At 68.7% G+C, this 16911-nt stretch carries 15 protein-coding genes, 2 pseudogenes and 1 riboswitch; of the genes and pseudogenes, 5 read left to right on the top strand and 12 right to left on the bottom strand.

Annotated features, from left to right (window positions below):
• Positions 1-24: 24 nt before the first annotated feature.
• The 3 genes and pseudogenes from pta to ACUDAL_RS11510 all read right to left on the bottom strand — a co-directional run.
• Positions 25-2199 carry a phosphate acetyltransferase gene (gene pta, locus ACUDAL_RS11520; protein ID WP_444678222.1) on the bottom strand — a complete coding sequence of 725 codons (2175 nt, stop codon included), beginning with the start codon at positions 2197-2199 and terminating at the stop codon, positions 25-27.
• Positions 2196-3257, bottom strand: a complete 1062-nt coding sequence (locus tag ACUDAL_RS11515; protein WP_444678221.1) for an acetate/propionate family kinase — start codon at positions 3255-3257, stop codon at positions 2196-2198. The genes pta and ACUDAL_RS11515 overlap by 4 nt, the downstream gene beginning before the upstream one ends.
• A gap of 40 nt (positions 3258-3297) precedes the next feature.
• Positions 3298-3375 (bottom strand): annotated as a pseudogene (locus tag ACUDAL_RS11510) (hypothetical protein); the annotation flags it as partial.
• A 192-nt stretch (positions 3376-3567) separates the two neighbouring features.
• Between ACUDAL_RS11510 and ACUDAL_RS11505 the strand changes: the two are divergent.
• From ACUDAL_RS11505 to ACUDAL_RS11495, 3 genes are all read left to right on the top strand, one after another.
• The gene (locus ACUDAL_RS11505) at positions 3568-4326 is read left to right on the top strand and encodes an EamA family transporter (RefSeq protein ID WP_444678220.1); all 759 of its coding nucleotides are present in this window, start codon (positions 3568-3570) and stop codon (positions 4324-4326) included.
• Positions 4232-4468 (top strand): EamA family transporter, encoded by a 237-nt coding sequence (locus tag ACUDAL_RS11500; RefSeq protein WP_444679366.1) that lies wholly within the window; start codon positions 4232-4234, stop codon positions 4466-4468. The genes ACUDAL_RS11505 and ACUDAL_RS11500 overlap by 95 nt, the downstream gene beginning before the upstream one ends.
• 78 nt (positions 4469-4546) lie before the next feature.
• Entirely contained in the window at positions 4547-5050 is a 504-nt protein-coding gene (locus tag ACUDAL_RS11495; RefSeq protein ID WP_444678219.1) for a porin family protein, read from the top strand.
• A gap of 76 nt (positions 5051-5126) precedes the next feature.
• On the opposite strand, the gene ACUDAL_RS11490 is transcribed toward ACUDAL_RS11495, so the two are convergent.
• The 9 genes from ACUDAL_RS11490 to ACUDAL_RS11450 form a co-directional block, all read right to left on the bottom strand.
• The gene (locus tag ACUDAL_RS11490; RefSeq protein WP_444678218.1) at positions 5127-6362 is read right to left on the bottom strand and encodes a Card1-like endonuclease domain-containing protein; all 1236 of its coding nucleotides are present in this window, start codon (positions 6360-6362) and stop codon (positions 5127-5129) included.
• A 126-nt stretch (positions 6363-6488) separates the two neighbouring features.
• A complete protein-coding gene (thiC, locus tag ACUDAL_RS11485; RefSeq protein WP_444678217.1) occupies positions 6489-8378 on the bottom strand; it encodes a phosphomethylpyrimidine synthase ThiC in 1890 nt (629 codons plus the stop codon).
• A 41-nt stretch (positions 8379-8419) separates the two neighbouring features.
• Positions 8420-9088: a thiaminase II gene (tenA, locus tag ACUDAL_RS11480; protein ID WP_444678216.1), complete on the bottom strand. Its 669-nt coding sequence runs from the start codon at positions 9086-9088 to the stop codon at positions 8420-8422.
• A 78-nt stretch (positions 9089-9166) separates the two neighbouring features.
• A riboswitch (TPP riboswitch) is annotated at positions 9167-9300 on the bottom strand.
• 52 nt (positions 9301-9352) lie between these two features.
• The gene (locus ACUDAL_RS11475) at positions 9353-11635 is read right to left on the bottom strand and encodes a hypothetical protein (RefSeq protein ID WP_444678215.1); all 2283 of its coding nucleotides are present in this window, start codon (positions 11633-11635) and stop codon (positions 9353-9355) included.
• Positions 11539-11988 carry a hypothetical protein gene (locus ACUDAL_RS11470; RefSeq protein ID WP_444678214.1) on the bottom strand — a complete coding sequence of 150 codons (450 nt, stop codon included), beginning with the start codon at positions 11986-11988 and terminating at the stop codon, positions 11539-11541. Before ACUDAL_RS11470 ends, ACUDAL_RS11475 begins: the two co-directional genes overlap by 97 nt.
• 2 nt (positions 11989-11990) lie before the next feature.
• Positions 11991-12725 carry a hypothetical protein gene (locus ACUDAL_RS11465; protein ID WP_444678213.1) on the bottom strand — a complete coding sequence of 245 codons (735 nt, stop codon included), beginning with the start codon at positions 12723-12725 and terminating at the stop codon, positions 11991-11993.
• Between the two features lie 56 nt (positions 12726-12781).
• A complete protein-coding gene (locus ACUDAL_RS11460) occupies positions 12782-13624 on the bottom strand; it encodes a lysophospholipid acyltransferase family protein (protein WP_444678212.1) in 843 nt (280 codons plus the stop codon).
• Positions 13625-13713: 89 nt separating this feature from the next.
• Entirely contained in the window at positions 13714-14088 is a 375-nt protein-coding gene (locus tag ACUDAL_RS11455; protein WP_086511184.1) for a DUF4870 family protein, read from the bottom strand.
• A gap of 67 nt (positions 14089-14155) precedes the next feature.
• Positions 14156-14548, bottom strand: coding sequence for a VOC family protein (locus ACUDAL_RS11450; RefSeq protein WP_086511183.1), 393 nt, complete (start codon positions 14546-14548; stop codon positions 14156-14158).
• Between the two features lie 39 nt (positions 14549-14587).
• On the opposite strand from ACUDAL_RS11450, the gene ACUDAL_RS11445 reads away from it, so the two are divergent.
• Entirely contained in the window at positions 14588-15238 is a 651-nt protein-coding gene (locus ACUDAL_RS11445; RefSeq protein ID WP_444678211.1) for a class I SAM-dependent methyltransferase, read from the top strand.
• A 239-nt stretch (positions 15239-15477) separates the two neighbouring features.
• Positions 15478-16886: pseudogene (locus ACUDAL_RS11440) on the top strand (MFS transporter).
• The last annotated feature ends 25 nt before the right edge of the window (positions 16887-16911 follow it).

Genomic DNA, 16911 nt, shown 5'->3' with positions numbered 1-16911 from the left:
GCGCTGCGCCGGCCGGGCCTCCGCTCAGTCGCGCTGGGCGGCCTGGATGGCGGTCAGCGCGATGGTGTAGACGATGTCGTCGACGAGCGCACCCCGCGAGAGGTCGTTGACCGGCTTGTTGAGGCCCTGCAGCATCGGCCCCACGCTGACCACCCGGGCGCTGCGCTGCACCGCCTTGTAGGTGGTGTTGCCGGTGTTGAGGTCGGGAAACACGAACACCGTGGCGCGGCCCGCCACCGGCGAGTCGGGCGCCTTCTGGCGCCCCACGCTCTCAATGGCGGCGGCGTCGTACTGCAGCGGTCCGTCGATCAGCAGGTCCGGCGCCAGCTCGCGCGCCAGCCGCGTGGCCTGGCGCACCTTGTCGACATCGGCACCGCTGCCGGACTCGCCGGTGGAGTAGCTGATCATCGCCACCCGCGGCTCGATGCCGAAGGCCTGGGCCGAGCGCGCGCTCTGGATGGCAATCTCGGCCAGCGCTTCGGCGTCGGGGTCGGGGTTCACCGCACAGTCGCCGTAGACCACCACCTGCTCCGGCAGCAGCATGAAGAAGATCGATGACACCTGCCGATAGTCGGGCGAGGTCTTGATCAGCTGAAAGGCGGGGCGCACGGTATTGGCGGTGGTGTGTTCCGCTCCCGACACCAGGCCGTCGACCTCGTCGAGCTGCAGCATCATGGTGCCCAGCACCACGTTGTCCTGCAGCTGGTCTTCCGCCGTCAGCTCGTTCACCTTGCCGCGCCGGCGCTCCACCATGGGCGCCACGTAGCGCCCGCGGATCTGCTCGGGGTCGATGATCTCGAGCCCCTCCGGCAGTTCGATGCCGCGGTTGCGGGCCACTTCCTCCACTTCCTCGCGCCGGGCCAGCAGCACGCAGTTGGCGATGCCGCGATGCTGGCAGATCGCCGCGGCCTCGACCGTGCGCGGCTCGCTGCCTTCGGGCAGCACGATGCGCCGGTTGGCGCGCTGGGCCAGCTTGACCAGCTGGTGGCGAAACGCCGAGGGCGAGAGGCGCCGGGCGAAGCCGCGGCTCAGGTGGTCCTTGAGCCACTGCAGGTCGAGGTTGCCAGCCACGTAGCGCATCACCTGCTCGGCGCGCTCGAGGTCGTCCATGGGGATGTCGTTGCCCATCCGCCCGAGGTTCTTGGCCGTGGTGAAGCTGTCGGTGTCCACCGCCAGCACCGGCATGCCGGTCTTCAGCGCGGGGCGGCACATCTCGATCATGTTGTCGTTGGGCATGTAGCCGTTGGTCAGCAGCACGCCGGCCATGGGTACGCCGTTCATGGTGGCCAGCGCCGAGGCCAGCACGATGTCGTCGCGGTCGCCGGAGGTCACGATCAGGCTGCCGGGGCGGAATACGTGCAGGGCATTGGCCGCGCTGCGAGCGCACAGGCTGGTGGAGAGCACCCGGCGGGTAGCGGCCTCGCCCTCGTTGAGGAAGCGCGCGTTCAGCGCGCGAGCCACGTCGACCACGCGCGGCGCCACCAGCGTCGGGTTGTAGGGCACTACGCCGATCAGGTGGAAGCGGTCGGTGGCCAGCGCCGGCGAATAGCGGCGCAGCTCGGCGAGAAAGGCATCGTCGAGCAGGGTATGACCGTTGCCGGCGGCGAGCGCCGGATTCTCCTCGACCCCCGGCAGGTTGTGCATGCGCATCAGGATGCAGCCGAGCGTGCGCGTGGAGCCCACACCGCCGAAGGCCTGGGCGTGCATGTCGAGCTGCTCGACCAGCGCCTCCGGTTCCGCGGCATCGCCGCTGCCGACCAGGATGATGCGGGCGTTGAGCGCATGGGCCAGCTGGGCATTGAGCTGGGTGGCGTAGGTGCCGTGGGCGGTGGGCACCAGCCCTTCCACCACCACCAGGTCGGGCGTGGCGTCCTCCTGGTTGAGCGCGTCGTCGAACAGCTCGATGACCTGCTCCATCAGCACGTCGAGGCGATCCTGGCGCAGTAGCCGCTCCATGTTGGCCTGGGCGATGGGCGCCGGCGGATGCAGCCCGAGGGTGCTGCTGACCAGTGCGGTGGAGCGGTCGGGGCCGGGGCCGTTCAGCTCGTCCTGGCGGAACGGCTTGAGAAAGCCGGTCTTGAGGCCGATGGTGTCGAGCGCCTGCATCAGCCCGAGGCTGGCGGAGGTGAGGCCAACCCCGACGCCGGTTGGCACCATCAGCAGGACCTGGGTCTGGGGGCGTACGTCGCGGGGCGTCATGCGATGGTCTCTTTCAGTCGTTGACAGGTTTCGGTGGCGATCTGGCCTTCTTCATCGGTGGGGATCACCCACAGCTGGCGGCCGCCGGCGTCGATGCGCCCCTCGCGCCCGCGCACCGTCTCGCCGTTGACGGTACGGTTGAGCTGCAGGCCGAAGTGCGGCAGCAGGGCCACAACCTGTTCGCGCACCCGCGGTGAGTTCTCGCCGATGCCGCCGGTGAAGACCAGGCCGTCGAGGCGGGGCAGGGCGCAGGAGAGCGCGGCCAGCGACTTGGCGATGCGATAGCAGAACACCTCGACGGCCAGGGCGGCGCCGGCGTGGCCTTCGGCTTCGGCGGCTTCCAGTTCGCGCATGTCGTTGCTCAGGCCGGACAGGCCCAGCAGGCCGCTCTCGCGGTTCAGCAGCGTGTCGATGCGCTCCAGCGTCCAGCCGAGCTGGCGTGCCAGGTGGGCGTGCAGGCCCGGGTCGACGTCGCCGCTGCGCGTGCCCATCACCAGCCCCTCCAGCGGCGTCAGCCCCATGCTGGTGTCGAGGCTCCGGCCCTTCCATACCGCACAGGTCGAGCAGCCGTTACCCAGGTGGGCGGTGAGCCAGCCGCCGCCCTCCAGGCCGCTCAGTGCATCGGCGCGTCGGCTGACATAGGCATGGCTGGTGCCATGGAAGCCGTAGCGGCGAATGGCGTGGTCGCGGTAGAGCGCCTCGGGCACGGCGTAGCGATACGCCTGGGCGGGCAGGGTCTGGTGAAAGGCGGTGTCGAACACGGCCACCTGGGGCAGGTCGGGGAACAGGCGGCGGGTGGCGGCCACGCCCGCCAGGTTGGCCGGGTTGTGCAGCGGGGCCAGGGCGGAGGTCTGTTCGATGGCGGCGATCACCGTGTCATCGATCAGCGCGGCTTGGGTGAAGTGCTCGCCGCCGTGCACGATGCGGTGGCCGACCGCCTGCGGCAGGCGTCCTTCGAGGCGGTCGAGAATGGCTTCCAGCGCCGTGGTAGGGTCGGCGTTGCCCAGCGGCTGCTCGAAGGGCTCGCCCAGGCTGTCCAGTGCCCTTGAGCCGGGCATTGCCGCTGCCGAGGCGCTCAGCCAGCCCGGCCAGCCGCACGTCGCCGGGGTCGCCGGGCACCAGCGCGTACTTGATCGAAGAGGAACCGCAGTTGATGACCAGTACCGTAGCGTTCATCAAGTCTCCACTCGGAGGGGTGTAGGGGCAGCATAGACATAAGACCTTGGTCTATCATGACTACATCGACGGACACTGCGTCACGTCATGTTGCGAACGGTTGCCAAAGGTTCGGTTGGGTAGCCGTCGCAACCCTGGCATGCTGGGCGCTTTGTGTTCGGAAGCCCCGCGATGCCCGCCTTGTCTCCCTCCGTGCCCTCCTTGTTGCCCCGCCGAGTCGCCTTCGCGCTGCTGGCCGGCGTGGCCACGCTCTTTGCCGGCAACCATGTGGCAGCACGCCTGGCCTTCGACGAGGGCACCGGCCTGCTGCTGGCCGTGCTGGTGCGCTCGTCCGTAGCGCTGCTGGTGCTGGTTGGGCTGTGGCGGTGGCAGCGCCAGCGGCTTTGGCTACCGCCCGGCACGCGGCGCTGGCAGCTGCTGGCCGGCGTGATGGTGGCGATCCAGAGCCTGTGCCTCTATTCGGCGGTGGCGCGCATCCCCGTGGTGGTGGCGCTGCTGCTCATGAACACCTTTCCTATTCAGCTGGCGCTGCTGACCTGGGCGCTCGGCGGCCCGCGGCCGACCTGGCGCGCGGCGTTGATCATGACGGTGATTCTGGTTGGGCTGGTGGTAGTGCTGGACGTGCCGGCCTGGCTGCTGGCACCCGAGACGCTGGGCCCCGAGTGGCTGACCGGAGTGGCGTTCGGGCTGGCCGCGGCGAGTGCGTTCGCCTGTGCGCTGTGGATCACCGAGCACCATCTGGGTGAGGTCGGCAGCACCCTGCGCAGCCTGCTGACCATGCTTACCGTGCTCGTCGTGATGCTGCTGGGAGCTGCGCTGCAGCTGGTGCCAGGGGCATGGCCCTGCCGGCAAGCCCCTGGGCTGGGGCGCGCTTGGCGCGCTGGCGCTGCTCTACAGCGTGGCCTTCTCGGTGCTGTTCATCAGCGTGCCGCGCCTGGACATGGCGCGTAACGCGCCGGTGATGAACGTCGAGCCGGTAGCCTCACTGGCACTGGGTTACCTGGTGCTGGGGCAGATACTGGCTCCGCTGCAGCTGCTGGGCGGCGCGATCGTGCTGGGGGGCATCGTGGTACTAAGCTTCTCGCCGCGGTAAGCGGCCTTGCGCAATCCCGATGGCTGTACCAGACTTGGAACGGTGATAGGAAACGCTGTTTCTTAACGGAGGTTTGCCATGAAACTGCTCGCCATTCCCGCCGCTCTGATCCTGGCCGGTGCCTTTGCCAGCACTGCCCAGGCCCAGCAATACCAGATGCCCATGTATCCCCAGGGCTATTTTGGCGGCGATGCCATGTTCTGGGATCTCGACCGCGACCACGGAGAAGATGCCAACAGCGTCGGCCTGCGCCTGCACGGCGGTGCCCAGTTCAACGAGTTCTTCGCCGCCGAGGCGCACCTCGGCATCGGCGGCTCGGATGGTCCGGTGGAGCTCGACTATCTGGTCGGCGCCTATGCCAAGGGCATCCTGCCGCTCTCCCAGGAGTTTCGCCTCTATGGCCTGGTCGGCGTGACCGAAGTCGACTACGACGTCGATCGGGAAAACGGCTTCTCCTACGGGGCCGGGGCCGAGTTCGACGTGGCACCGAACCTGGCGGTGGGCGCCGACTACATGCGCTACCTGGACAAGTCCGACCACACCTTCGATGCGGCCAGCGTGGGGCTGACCTTCCGCTTCTAGCCGCTTTCGCACCGGTGGCGCTCCTCCAGCGCCCTCGGCCATCGCCGGGGGCGCTGTCGTGTGTGGCTCATGTGACTCAGCTACCGGGCCAGCGGCCATGCTCCTTCCAGTGGCGCAGCAGGGCGGGCAGGTGACGCAGCTCGGCGCCCTCCAGCACCTCGATGCGCCGGCCTCGGCGGTGCTGCAGGTCGTCCAACTGCCGGCGCGCCGGGCCGAAGTCGCCGCAGGCCAGCAGCACGCGGGTGGCATCCAGCCCGGCGGTATGCTCGAGCATCGCTTGCAGCCGCTCGAGGCCCTGCGCCAGGCACGCGCCCGGCCCCGACCCGGCTACCAGGCATTCGATGCACAGCAGGCGGTTGTGCTCGATGGCCAGGCAGTCGGCCACCACCGGCAGCGCGTTGCGGTCGACGTCCAGATCGAGGATGTGGGTGGCGCCGCAGACCTGCGCCAGCCCGGCGTCGCAGGCGCTGTGCCAGGCATATTCGGCGAGCCAGCCGCCGCCCAGGTAGTCGGCTGCGTCGGCCGAGGTGAAGGCCACCTGCTGCGGTGCGTCGCTGGACCACCTCAGCAGGCCGGCGTCCGCCAGCCGCGCAAGTGCCTCGGTGGCGGGAAAGGGCGGTGGCTGCGGCAGGGTCAGCCCGGCGGCAGTTGTAGTCGCTGCATCGCCCCGGTGCTCTCCCAGGCCTTCTTGCACCAGCCGGGCCGCCAGGTCGCCGAGCAGCTCGCCCAGGCGGTCGGCGTGCTGGGCCAGGCAGAGGGTCGCGGCGCGCCGCTGCTGGCTGCGGCGGCGCCACTCGGGGCGCTCGGAGAGCGTGCGCACGCGCTTGCGCCCGCTGGCTTGCAGGTAGCGGTCGACGTCGAGTACGGGCTCGATGGCGGTGGCTTCGGGAACGTCGTCCGGGGCGTCGTGCGCCAGGCGATAGAGCACGCCGGCCTCGCGGTCCACGTAGAGCCAGTCGGCCGCCAGGCGGCGCATGGCCTGCTGGAACAGCAGGGCGGTGAAGGTATCGCAGTGACCCAGGTCGTAGGTGAGGGCGAGGCCGGGGGCGGCGAACTGTTCGCGCTGCAGTGCATCCACCAGCGGGCCGATATGCTGGGCGAGGCGTACGGGGTCGCCACAGGGCAGGGTCGGGTGCAGCGCCACCTCGCTGCTGGAAGGCAGCTCATGGCGCAGCAGGATCGCCAGCCGCTCGGCGGCCTGAGGTGACGACTGGCACGGCACCAGCACGATTCGACGAGGGCGCAGCTGGAGAATGGGAATCAGGCTGGTTTCAGGGCGCTCGGTAACCAGCGCGATGTGCAGGTGTGGCATAGGCTCGCTCCCCAACGCGGATTCCTGGCTGATGCCTACAGGCTAATCCGAGCGTGGCGTGCTGTCGCCTGTGCCGGTAACAAAACACGCCGGCCTGGGCCGGCGTGCTGTATCGCAGGGCAAGGCTCACACTTTCTTGTAGAGCGCCGCCCCCGACTCGCGGAACTTCTCCGCCTGCGCTTCCATGCCCTTCATCACCGCATCGGCGTCGCCGGTGAGGCCGTGCTCGGCGGCGTAGTCGCGCACTTCCTGGGTGATCTTCATGGAGCAGAACTTGGGTCCGCACATGGAGCAGAAGTGAGCCACCTTGGCGGAGTCCTTGGGCAGCGTCTCGTCGTGGTACTCGCGGGCGGTGTCCGGGTCCAGGCCGAGGTTGAACTGGTCCTCCCAGCGGAACTCGAAGCGCGCCTTGGACAGCGCGTTGTCGCGGCGCTGGGCGGCCGGGTGGCCCTTGGCCAGGTCGGCGGCGTGGGCGGCGATCTTGTAGGTGATGATGCCGGTCTTGACGTCATCCTTGTTGGGCAGGCCGAGGTGCTCCTTGGGCGTGACGTAGCACAGCATGGCGCAGCCGAACCAGCCGATCATCGCCGCGCCGATGCCGGAGGTGATGTGGTCGTAGCCCGGGGCGATGTCGGTGACCAGCGGGCCGAGGGTGTAGAAGGGCGCCTCGTCGCAGTACTCCAGCTGCTTGTCCATGTTCTCCTTGACCAGGTGCATGGGCACGTGGCCGGGGCCTTCGATCATCACCTGCACGTCGTGCTTCCAGGCGATGTGGGTCAGCTCGCCGAGGGTCTTGAGCTCGGCCATCTGCGCTTCGTCATTGGCGTCGGCGATGGAGCCGGGGCGCAGGCCGTCACCCAGCGAGAAGGCGACATCGTAGCGCTTGCAGATCTCGCAGATCTCCTCGAAGTGGGTGTAGAGGAAGCTCTCCTGGTGGTGATAGAGGCACCACTTGGCCATGATCGAGCCGCCGCGGGAGACGATGCCGGTGACGCGCTTGGCGGTGAGCGGCACGTAGCGCAGCAGCACGCCGGCGTGGATGGTGAAGTAGTCTACGCCCTGCTCGGCCTGCTCGATCAGGGTGTCGCGGAACACCTCCCAGGTGAGGTTCTCGGCTACGCCGTTGACCTTCTCCAGCGCCTGGTAGATCGGCACCGTACCGATCGGCACCGGCGAGTTGCGGATGATCCACTCGCGGGTCTCGTGGATGTTCTGGCCGGTGGAGAGGTCCATGATGGTATCCGCACCCCAGCGGATGCCCCAGGTCATCTTGTCGACCTCCTCCTCGATGGAGGAGGTGACCGCCGAATTGCCCAGGTTGCCGTTGATCTTCACCAGGAAGTTGCGGCCGATGATCATCGGCTCCGACTCCGGGTGGTTGATGTTGCAGGGAATGATGGCGCGGCCGGCGGCCACTTCGGCGCGTACGAACTCCGGGGTGATCTCCTCCGGCAGGCGGGCGCCGAAGCTCTGGCCGGCATGCTGATGGCCGAGGATGCGCTCGACCTCTGCCGTACCCAACGCCTGGCGGCGCTGGTTCTCGCGGATGGCGATGAACTCCATCTCCGGCGTGACGATGCCCTGGCGGGCGTAGTGCAGCTGGGTGACGTTCTTGCCTTCCTTCGCGCGGCGCGGCGTGCGGCTCAGGTCGAAGCGCAGCTGGGCCAAAGTCGGGTCGTTGGCGCGGCGCTTGCCGTATTCGCTGGTGGGGCCGTCGAGGAACTCGGTGTCGCCGCGCTCGTCGATCCAGGCGCGGCGCAGCTCGGGCAGGCCGCGGCGCAGGTCGATCTCGGCCTGCGGGTCGGTATAGGGGCCGGAGGTGTCGTAGACCAGCAGCGGCGGGTTCTCCTCGTCGGCGCCGGAGGTCTTGGTCGGCGACAGCGAGATCTCGCGGAAAGGCACGCGGATGTCGGGGCGCGAGCCCTCGACGTAGAGCTTGCGCGAGCCGGGCAGCGGCTGGATGGCGGCCTCGTCGACCTTGGCGGTCTCGGCGAGAAAGTGGGCGGTCTTGCTCATAAACTGGAATCCTTGATGCGTTGTTGTCGGTCGGGGGAGCGTCAGAGGCTGCGGTCGAGCCCCATCTGCCAGAAATCGATCTCGAGCCGGGTGGCATCGCGGAACACCTCGACGAGCTCGTCGAAGCGCGCCGGGGTGACATCGGCCAGGCGGGCGTCGAGCCATGCCAGTTCCGCCTGCATGGCGGCCTGGAACTCCTCGCCTTCGTACATGGCGATCCAGGCGTCATAGGGGTTGGTGGTACCGCGTACCGTGGAGTCTTGAGCGTTGAGCCAGTTGGCGATCTCGCCGTAGCCCACCAGGCAGGGAGCCAGCGCCACGTGGAGGTCGAGCAGGTCGCCACGGTTGCCGGTGTCGAGCACGTAGCGGGTGTAGGCCATGGTGGCCCGGGCCTCGGGCAGCGCGGCGAGCTGCGCCTCGGAGATGCCCCATTCGCGGCAGTAGCCCACGTGCAGGCCGAGCTCCACGTCGACGATGGCCTTGAGCCCCTCATGGGCCTGGCGCAGGTCGGCCAGGGTGCGGCTCTTGTAGGCGGCCAGTGCATAGGCGCGGGCGAAGTGGATCAGGAACAGGTAGTCCTGCTGCAAGTAGTGGCGAAAGGCGCCTTCGTCCAGGGTGCCGGTGCCCAGGCCGCGGACGAAGTCGTGCTCGATGTAGGCACGCCAGTCGTCGTGGCAGGCGCGGGTCAGGTCGGTGAAGCGATAGCCCATCTTGCCTCCAGGTGTGAACGGATCCGGAGCGCGGGCGAAGGGGAAGAGTGGGTCAGGGCTGAAAAGGGAGGTACTGGTGCCTGGCCACCGCTTGATTCCTACGCCGGTACGAGCCGGATCAGGTTCAACGGGCCCCGCCGTGACGACGCGTCTGCAGCAGACATGTCGTATGGCGATCTCAGCCGGTTCCACCGGCACCCCGTCAAGCGTTGTGGCCAGTCTAGCAGGTCGGCGGCCGCTTTCCAGCCATGCGTGCCACTTGGTTCATTCCATCTGCACATCGAGCCGTTCGAACCAGGCCTCGCTCTCGGGCAGCGCCAGCTCGCTGGCGGGCTGCCCGCTGGCGTACCACGCGCGGGCGTTGCGCAGCTGCCAGCGACGCCTGCCGTCATCGATTTCGATGCCCAGCCGCAGCGGCCCGAAGCGGGCGAAGGCGCGACCGGCAAGCTGGGAGTCGCGCAGGGCGAGGTTGGCCAGCAATTCCAGGCGCCCACCGGCCTGCACGGCGAGGTTCTCGAGGCGAACGGTGTCGTCGTTCAGCATCACCCGCGCCTCGCCCTGCACCTCGCCGAGGGTGAGACGCTCGCGCAGCCGGCGTCGTTCGCGGGCGGCATCGACGAGCAGGTTCACCAGCAGACCGCTGTCGCGCATGGCCAGTTCGAGCCGGGCGTCGAGTTCGAGTGGCCGCTCCCAGCGCATGCGTCCCTCGGGCAGCTCGAGCCGCGCCCACCAGCCGTGGCTGAGGCTGCCGTCGGCGTCCGCCAGGCGCACGCCGTCGAGACTGAGCCGCGAGCCGGAGACGTCGAAGTCGAGGGTTTCCAGGTCGCCATCGGCGAGCCTGGTCTCCAGGTGCAGAGCGCCCTCGAGGGTCTGCTCGTGCAGAGCGAGCCGGGCATCCGGCGCGTGCAGCGCCAGCCGGCCGCGGGCACGCGTGCCTTCGAGCTGCAGATGGGTGGCGAGGCGTGCCTGGCCGCCCAGCAGCTCGATGGCGCCGCCCTGGGGCAGGTAGTCGTTGAGCGCGGCCAGATCCGGCGCCACCAGGTGAGGCAGATCGATGCGCGTACTCAGTTCGCGCAGCCCTTCGGGCAGATCGAAGTGGCGTGCCCGGCTGTGCAGGTCCAGCAGCCGGCCTTCGATCAGCGCGCCACCGTCGGCCTGGCGGCGCAGGCCGAAGCGGGGCAGCGACAGGCTGAGTTCGGCGCCGGGGTCGCCGACCGTGACGATCAGCGAGCCGTCGCCGAAGGCCTCGTAGTGCAGGAAGCGGGCACCGAGCCGCTCGGAGTGAACGCGCAGCTGGCTGCCGGGCATGGCCTCGCCGTCGGCGAAGCGCAGGTCGGCGCTCAGGCGCCCGCCGCCCTGGATCGCCAGGCCGTGCTCGTCGGGCAGAAAGGCGTTGAGAAAGCCGAGCCGGTCGAGCAGGCCATCCAGCCGCAGCGTGCCGGAAAGTGGCCGGCGTGGCGCTTCGCTGCCGGGCCAGTCGAAGCCGCCCTGGAGCCTTGCCTGGCGAACCGCCAACTGGGTACGCAGGGGCTCGCCGCCGTTCGTTGCGGCGTTCAGGGTCAGGCGGCTGCCGGAGAGATCGAGGTGCTGGCGGGCGGGGTGAAGGTCGCGCAGCACGAGGCTCACGTCCAGTTCGCCGTCGAACGCTTCCTGCAGCAGGCGGCCACGAATGGCATCCCCCGTCAGGGTAGCCCGTCCCTGGGCACGCTCCCCGACGATCACCAGCTCCCCATCGCTGGCGGCCCGGCCGCCGTGCAAGCGTAGCGGCGCCGCCTGGGGCAGGTAGGCGCCGAGCACGCTGACGTCGGGAATGCGCGCGCCGCGCCAGGCGATCTCGGCGGTGGTGGGGCGCGCCGTCCGAGGGCTCGCCGCGGCGCTGGCGGCAAGCGCGAGGCGTTCGGCCTGGAACAGCCGGCGACCGTCGCTGAGTCGGGTGAGGTCCACCTCGCCGAAGACGAGTTCGAGGCTGGCCTCAGGGTGGGGCTCGCCGGGGCCGAGCACGAAATGCGCGCGGCCGTCGCCGCGGGCGTGAAAGCCGAGCAGGCGTGCGCCCAGCGCTTCGGAGTAAACGTCGAGCCGGCTGCCCGGCAGTGGCTGCCCATTGCGCACCTGGAGCGCACCATCGAGCCGGCCGCCACCCTCCAGGGCGAGGCCGCGCCCATCGAACAGGCCGCTGAGAAAGGGGTCGAGCACACCGAGATTGGCGACGTGGCCGGACAGTTCCAGCTCCGCTTGCCATGGCGTTTCGCGATCGCGCAGGGCGTCGTCATCCAATGCGCGCCAGGCCAGCGGCGAGCGGAAGCTCGCGACGGGCAGCTCGAGGGCGGTGACCAGTGGCTGCGCCTCGCCTGGGGCGGCCGCCTCGAGCTCGAATTGCGTGCCGGAAACGTCCACTGCGCCACCTTCGACGTCGAGTGCGACGATAGGCAGGTGCAGGCCCAGTCGGCCGCTCAGCGGCTGCTCCCCGAGGCGCACCGAGATGGCCTCGCCATTGAGATCGAAACCGCCGGTGAGGTGCTCGGCATCGTAGCTGAGTCCGCCTTGCAACCTGGCCGTGCCCCTTCCAGCGTCAGCGGTACGGGAGGCGGCAGGTAACGCTGGAGGGCGGCGATGTCGAATGCCTCGGCGTTGCGCCAGTGCAGATCGGCACGCTGCAGCTCGTCCGGCGGAGCATACAGGCGCAGCGCGGGGGTCTCCAGCACCAGCCGGAACCCTTCACCACCGAGCAGGGGGCGAGCCGAGGCCGCGGGCGAGGGCTGCGGAGTCGCCTCGCCCATCTCGATGTCGTCGAGTTCAAGCGCCAGGCGTGCGCTCTGTGCCACCTCGACCTCGACGGCGCCGGAGCCGTCGATGCGGTAGAGCGCTCCTGCTTCCAGCCAGTGGCGCTCGTCGAGCCGCACGCTCAGGCGAGGGAGTCCAGACGCAGACGGCTGCCCGGCAGCACCTCGCCGCGCTCGATGGCGATGTCGCCGGTGAGATCGCCGCGTCCGTCGATCTCGAGCCAGCCCAGCGCCGCAAGGTAGGGATTGAAGACGTCGTAGGCGTCGCTGCGTCCGGCCAGCGTGAGGGTGCCGGAGACGAAGCGTGTCGCCTCGCCGCCGGGGTGCTCGGCCAGCCTCAGCGGTGCCAGGCGCAGGTCGGCATCAAGCGTTACGCCTTCCACCAGTGCGGTGTCGTCATGCAACACCGTGCCCTCGTCCAACTGCAGCGAAACGCGCTCGGCGCCGATCTCGCCGGCGCGCCAATGAATGCCGGCCAGCTCCAGGTTGCCGCTGCCCTGCAAGCGGTAGGCGTCGAGGCCGGCCTGGCGGATGCCCTCGGCTTCCAAGGTATGGATGCTGACTTCACGGTCGAGCAGGGGAGTGAGGGCGAAACGCAGGCTGACGCGTTCGGCCGCCAGCGTGAAGCGCCGCTCGGCGGTGCGGCCGGCCAGGTGCAACTGGGTGACCTCGAGGTGGCCGGGGAAGAGCGTCCAGGCACGCTCCCACTCGAGCGAGAGACGCGGCGAACGCTCGAGCTGATCGCGGCCCCAGGCGCTGGCGAGCAGGGCGTTTGCGGTGGCGAGATAGAGCGCGTAGAGCAGTGCCAGAAACAGCACGAGCCAAGTCAGCGCCTTGAGCGGCCTGGGCAGGATCATGGATGGCGTACTCGTCCTTGAGGCATTCACCCCCTGCGTATGAACGGCGGCGGCGTTCAGTAGAGCCGAAACTCCCGGTGGTTCGGCACGCCCTGTTGTTCCTCGATCACCTTGCGGTAGCGCTTGTACTCCCACTGGTACTGGGCCGGGTCCAGGGCGATGGCGTCTTCCACGCAGGCGTTGACGCCGGTGGCCGACTGCTCCTCGTCGGTGGCGTAGACGCGCTCGTCGGCGGCGAGGAAGTGGATGGCGAAGCCGCGCCCGGGAATGCGCCGGGCCACGCCGGTGACGACCCGCGCGTCGGTGCGTGCCACCAGCTTGGGCAGCAGGGTCGCGGTGTAGGCCAGGCGATGGTAGAAGGGCGCGAACACGCCGCTGCCCCAGTTGGGCTCCTGGTCGGGCAGGATGCCCACCGCTTCACTGCGTTTGAGCGCCTTGAGCAGGGCAGCGACGCCGCGCGGATTGGTCGGCACCAGGCTTGCGCCCATGCGCTCGCGCCCTTGCCGGATCACCGCATCGAGTTCGGCGATCTTGGGCGGCTCGTACATGGCGGTGAAGGGAAAGTGACTGGAAAGCCAGAAGTTGAGCACCTCCCAGTTGCCGAAGTGCGGTGCCAGCACGATCACGCCGCGCCCCTCGGCGCGGGCTTCGTCGAGCAGTTCGCGGCCGTGGATCTCGAGAATCGAGTCCTCTACCCGCTGCGGCTCGCCCATCCAGGCGAAGCCCAGCTCGAGCATGGTGGCGGTGGAGTGGGTCAGGCTCTCCCGGGCCAGCCGGCGGCGCGTGGCGGCATCCTGTTCGGGGTAGACCTCGGCGAGATTGATCTCGGTGACCTCGCGCTCGCGCCGGCTGAAGCGATGCACCAGCGGGCCGGAAACACGTGCCAGGCGCCACAGCATGGCGGGGCGACGCCCGGCCAGGGTGCGCCACAGGGCGGCGATGGCGCGGCCTTGCAGGGTGGCGGTGGGGGCTGTGACTCGCTCATGGTTCAGATCAGCCAGGCATCCACGTTGTCGGGCTCGCGATGCTCCTGCAGGCGCTTGATGCCCTTCACGCAGCGCACCACCAGCCATACTACGGCCAGCAGCCAGGTCACGAAGCCGATCATCACCAGGGTGAGCACGCCGGAGATGGCAAAGTAGAGCACGGAGAGCCAGAAGGTACGGATCTGGTAGCGGTAATGCTCGTCGAACCAATGGGGACCCTGGCCGCGATAGACATAGGCGATGACCACGCCGACGATGGCCGTCAGCCCACCGCTGACCACGCCGGCCAGAAGCAGGGCATAGACGACGATAGGTAGGGTGATGTCGGGAGTGCCGTTCGGTTCGATGACGCTGCGGCTATCGGGGCTGTCGTTCATGGGCCATCCAGTCAAACACGGTTTGCCCCAATGATACCGGTCACGCGCGTCATTGCCAGCGGGGCCACTATTCCAGCGTTTCTTTCAGTGGCCGGCTGAGTTCGAGCAGGTTACCGTCGGGGTCGCGCAGATAGATCGATTCGATGGGGCCGGTGGCGCCCTGGCGTGAGACCGGGCCGAGCTCGACCTCCACGTCCAGCGCCTCGAGGTGGCGCTGGACCTCGTCCAACGGCAGCAGGCTGCGCAGGCACAGATCCAGGCTGCCCGGGGTGGGCGTGGCGGCACGCGGCTCGATGTCGGTCGCCGTCCAGTGCAGGCGCAGGGCGATGTCGCCGAGTAGCAGATCGACTCGCTCACGATCGCGATAGCGCACCTCGAGCCCGAGTACGCGAGAATAGAAATCCACGGCGCGGGAGATGTCGGTCACGGTGATGACCAGGTGGTCCAGACCTGACAGCATTGCCGGCCTCCTCGTTGTGAAGTGTTTTTTCGTCAGGCCATGAAGGATACGACGATGCCGACCTGCCCGCTATGCGCTTGCCCGCATTCGCGCCATTTTCATCGCGATGCACGACGCGACTACTACCGCTGCGACAATTGCCGGCTGGTCTTCGTGCCGCCTGAGCAGCGTCTGTCGCCCGAGCAGGAGCGGGCGGTCTACGACCAGCACCAGAACCGCCCCGACGACCCCGGCTATCGGCGTTTCCTGTCGCGCCTGTTCGAGCCGCTGCAGCACCGGCTGGCGCCGGGAGCCAGCGGCCTCGATTTCGGCGCCGGCCCCGGCCCGACGCTGTCGCTGATGTTCGAGGAGGCGGGCCACCCGATGGCGATCTACGACCCGTTCTATGCGCCGGACGCCAGCGTGCTCGAGCGCCGCTACGACTTCATCACCGCCACCGAGGTGGTGGAGCATCTGTTCGCCCCCGGGCGTGAGCTCGCGCGGCTTGCGGCGCTGCTGCCCTCGGGCGGCTGGCTGGGGCTGATGACCAAGCGGGTAACCGGCGAGGAGGCGTTCGCTCGCTGGCACTACATTCTCGACCCCACGCACGTGTGCTTCTTCAGCGAGGCGAGCTTCGAGTGGCTGGCCGCGCACCTAGGCATGAGCGTCGAGTTTCCCGGCGCCGACGTGGCCCTGCTGCAGAAGAAGTAATTCGGGCTCTCTTGGCCTGTCTTGCTGTTTTTCCGATCTAGAATGGTGAATTGTTCTGGCCGAGAGGTGGGGATGGGATTAAGCGTTTGACACCGGCGCTGTCAGGCGTATGATTCGCGCCGCCCCACCCAAGCGTTGGCCGTTCGAATGCCAAACGCAAGGGCGATGGGCAGCGTTCCACGGCGTTTTCTGCCATCTTTCTCCCTTTACATTCTTCGGTTCTGTCGAGAGGCGCGCTGATGTCGCGGCAACTGCTGGCCATGGCCCTGGCTCCCCTGCTGGGTCTCTTCATCCTGGGTATCGGTAACGGCTTCCTGGCCACGCTGATCACGCTGCGGCTCGACGCTGCCGGCGAATCGCCGGTCGTGATCGGCTGGGTCTCCTCGGCCTACTTCATCGGCCTGGCGCTGGGGGCGATGTTCAACGACCGGCTGCTGTTGCGCATCGGCCATATTCGCGCCTACGGCAGCTTTGCCTCGCTGGTGGCGGTCACGGTGCTGCTGCAGGCATTGATCTTCGACCCCTGGGCCTGGTTCGGCCTGCGCCTGATCGGCGGCTGGGCCACCGTGGGGTCTATCTGGTCATCGAGAGCTGGCTGCTCACCTCGGGCGATCAGAAGGTGCGCGGCAGGCTGCTCGCCCTCTACATGATCTCGCTGTACGCGGCCGGTGTGCTCGGTCAGCTGCTGCTCGGCGTGACCGATGCCATGGGCGAGGCCGCGCCGTTCATGGTCATCGGCATGCTGGCCTCGCTGTCGGTGCTGCCCATGGCGATGATTCCGCGGGTTTCGCCGCTGATCGAGCACGCCGAGCCTCTCTCGCCGATGCGGCTGATCGTCATGACCCCCACCGGGGTGATGGGCAGCTTCGGCTCGGGCCTGGCGGTAGCCGCCGTCTACACACTGCTGCCGCTCTACCTGCAGCGCATCGGCCTGACGGTGGCCCAGGTCGGCCAGATGATGGCGGTGGTCATCCTCGGCGCCATGCTACTGCAATATCCCATCGGGCGCTGGTCCGATCGTCATGACCGGCAGATCGTGCTGATCATGATCGGGGCCTTCTGTGCCCTGATCTCGGTCGGCATGCTGTTATTGCCGCTCCACACCTGGGTGCTGGCGGCGCTGCTGTTCCTGCTGGGTGGCGGTGTCTTCGCCCTTTATCCCGTGGCGGTGAGCCATGCCGCCGACCGCGCACCGGCCGGGGCGCTGGTGCGCATGAGCCAGGGCCTGCTGCTGATCAACGCCATCGGCTCGACGGTCAGCCCGCCCCTGATTTCACCGGCCATGGCCTGGGTGGGCGATGCCGGGCTGTTCTGGGCCTTCGGCGCTCTGGGGCTGTTCCTGGTGGCCTTCTTCACCTGGCGCCGCAGCGTGCGCCCGGCGCCGGTACCGGTGGCGCCGTTCTCGCCCAATACGCCCATGTCGCCGGTGGGTGCCGAGCTCACCGTCACCGAAGAGTTGGTGCAGGGGGCCATCGGGCATGAGCATGTGGAGGACCTCTCCAACGTGGTGCCTGAGGTGGAAGTGGCCGAACCCCTGGTCGGCCCACCGCCGCCGGACGAGCCGCATATCGTCTTCTATCACGGTGAGGATGACGTGGCGTACGGCGACCAGGAAAAGGAAGCGCTCGACAGCGACGCCCGACGCTGAAGCCCCGGCCACCGCCCCATGACGC

It is taken from the genome of Halomonas sp. E19 (genome assembly GCF_052439355.1).
Taxonomy (GTDB): domain Bacteria; phylum Pseudomonadota; class Gammaproteobacteria; order Pseudomonadales; family Halomonadaceae; genus Halomonas.
Note: the sequence above shows the minus strand (reverse complement) of the source record. Positions and strands in the feature narration are given on the sequence as shown.